Annotated in this window: 2 protein-coding genes; one reads left to right on the forward strand and one right to left on the reverse strand. The window is 71.4% G+C overall.

Annotated elements, in window-relative coordinates; translation table 11 throughout:
- Nucleotides 1-273 precede the first annotated feature (273 nt).
- A complete protein-coding gene (locus ABH941_RS40860) occupies nt 274-1,104 on the forward strand; it encodes an IS5 family transposase (protein ID WP_370138593.1) in 831 nt (276 codons plus the stop codon).
- Here the strand turns inward: ABH941_RS40860 and ABH941_RS40865 are convergent.
- Nucleotides 1,022-1,639: hypothetical protein (locus tag ABH941_RS40865; protein WP_370138595.1), on the reverse strand; the 618-nt coding region annotated here is incomplete at its 5' end. The two genes, ABH941_RS40860 and ABH941_RS40865, sit on opposite strands and share 83 nt — an antisense overlap.

A 1,639-nucleotide genomic window follows, 5' to 3' on the forward strand; every position in this document is an offset into this window, starting at 1 on the left:
AGAGCGTGGTGGTGAAGCGATTGGCGTTCGGCTGTCTCGGTGTGGGTGATGCCTCGCACGCAGGTGCTGGTGGTGGGGTGGGCATGAAAGAGCGGGTCCCTCGGTAAAGACGTGGTTGTCGAGACCGTTGCCGTCCAAGGAGACCCGCTGCGCACTCAGTTGACCACTCCCGATGCCGCGGGGTCCATTCCGGTCCCTCTTGCGTGTGACTGTTACGTGCACCTGTACGGCGCCATCACTGCGGGACGGCGTCCCGAGCGCTATCCCACCGACATGACCGACGCCGAGTGGGCCCAGATTCGCGCCTCGATGCCGGTCCCGGCCTGGCTGGAGGGCCGGGGCGGGCGCCCGGAGGCGTTCTGCCACCGGGAAATGGTCGACGCGGTGCGCTACGTCGTCGACAACGGGGCGAAGTGGCGCGCTGTCCCCGCCGATTTTCCCTGGTGGCGGGCGGTATACGACTTCTTCCGACGCTGGTGCCGGCACGGCTACGTGCGCGAGCTGTACCAACGGCTGCGGCGCATCGAGCGCCAACGGCAGGGACGGGCCGCCGAGCCGAGCGCCGGGATCATCGACGCGCAGTCAGTGGACGGCGCAGACACCGTCACCGGCGACAGCCGCGGCTACGACGGCGCGAAATCGCGCGACGGCAGGAAGCGCCACATTCTCACCGACACCCTGGGCCTGCTCCTGGAGGTGACCGTCACGCCCGCCAACGTGCACGACTCGATGGCCGCCCCGCAACTGCTGGAGCGGTTCATGGCCGCACCGGGTCGGCTGCTGAAGCTGGTCTGGGCCGACAGCGCCTACCAGGGCCAGGCGCTGGCGCAGGCGTTCGCCCGACACGGGGTGAAGGTCGAGGTCGTACGGCGAAGCGATGGGCAGACGGGGTTCGTGGTGCTGGCGCGCCGTTGGATTGTGGAGCGAACGTTGGGGTGGCTGTCACGGGCCCGCAGGCTCAACCGCGACCACGAGCGCCGCCCCGACCACCACGAGCAGATGGTGTGGTGGGCCGGCCTGCTCACGCTGACCCGGCGGATGGCACGCCAGCGACTGCACTGGCCGGAGCGGCGAGCCCACCGGCTGGAGGAGCCACAGCCCTGAAAACCCCGCCGCGCTCACGCAGCAGCCAGCCCCGCGCCTCCAACGCATACGCGCGGTGCCGCACCTTCTCCACCTCGTTCATCCGACTCGCATCACGACCCAGCGCCCGCGTCAGCTCCTGCACGCTCACCGGCCCCGACCCTGCCGCCACCACGGCGAAGACCTGCCGATAGACCCCCGACAACACCTCCTGACCCAGACCGGCCCGCCAGGCCGGCGGCCGCGCATCACGGTCGGCGCCCCCACCCGCCCCGGCCGGCACCGCCTGCCCGTTCACCGGCACCACCGCCACCGCCCCGATCGGTGCCGCCAGGGGTTCTGACGGCGCGTCATCCTCCGTGCTCTGCCCGGATGCCGTCCCCGGTCCGTTCTCCGCACGCCCGGTGGCGCCTTCGCCCTCCTCGGCCAGCGCGCGCAGCACCTCTTCACGAGCGATGCGTGCGTGGTCCACACGCTGCCGGGCCGCGACAGCGTGCGCCTCGGCCTCCCGCACCGCCTCCAGCCAGGACTCGAGCTCCTCGCGCGCCCGCGCTTC

It is taken from the genome of Streptacidiphilus sp. EB103A, assembly GCF_041261405.1.
Lineage (GTDB): Bacteria > Actinomycetota > Actinomycetes > Streptomycetales > Streptomycetaceae > Streptacidiphilus.

Coding starts and splice junctions, on each gene's coding strand:
- ABH941_RS40860 (WP_370138593.1), top strand. CDS start 274: ATGACCGACGCCGAGTGGGCCCAGATTCGCGCCTCGATGCCGGTCCCG.